This is a genomic window from Chryseobacterium oncorhynchi (assembly GCF_002899895.1).
Taxonomy (GTDB): domain Bacteria; phylum Bacteroidota; class Bacteroidia; order Flavobacteriales; family Weeksellaceae; genus Chryseobacterium; species Chryseobacterium oncorhynchi.
Map to the genome: position 1 here is coordinate 1 of NZ_PPEI02000026.1, position 505 is coordinate 505.

A 505-nucleotide genomic window follows, 5' to 3' on the forward strand; every position below is an offset into this window, starting at 1 on the left:
ATCATTTGAGAGTTCCCGAATGACCCGCGAAGCCCTGATCGAATCGCTCAAGCCCCTGGTCGAGCCTGGCAAGCTGCTCGACGACGCCGCCTCCCTGGACGCCTACGGCAAGGACTGGACCAAGCATTTCGCCCCTGCGCCGCTGGCCATCGTGTTCCCCAAGAGCGTCGAGCAGGTCCAGGCGATCGTCCGCTGGGCCAACCAGCACAAGGTCGGTCTGGTCCCGTCGGGCGGTCGTACCGGGCTCTCCGCCGCGGCCGTGGCGGCCAACGGCGAAGTCGTGGTGGCCTTCGACTACATGAACCGGATACTCGACTTCAATGCCTTCGACCGCACCGTAGTCTGCCAGCCGGGCGTGGTTACCAAGCAACTGCAGACCTTCGCCGAGGAAAACGGCCTGTACTACCCGGTTGACTTCGCTTCTTCCGGTTCCAGCCAGATCGGCGGCAATATCGGCACCAATGCCGGCGGGATCAAGGTCATTCGCTACGGCATGACCCGTAAC

General features: G+C 63.4%; 1 protein-coding gene. It reads left to right on the plus strand.

Annotation, left to right across the window (positions count from 1 at the left end; all coding sequences use genetic code 11):
* Positions 1-19: 19 nt before the first annotated feature.
* A partial coding sequence (locus C1638_RS22065; RefSeq protein WP_133247237.1) for an FAD-binding oxidoreductase occupies positions 20-505 on the plus strand: 486 nt, incomplete at its 3' end.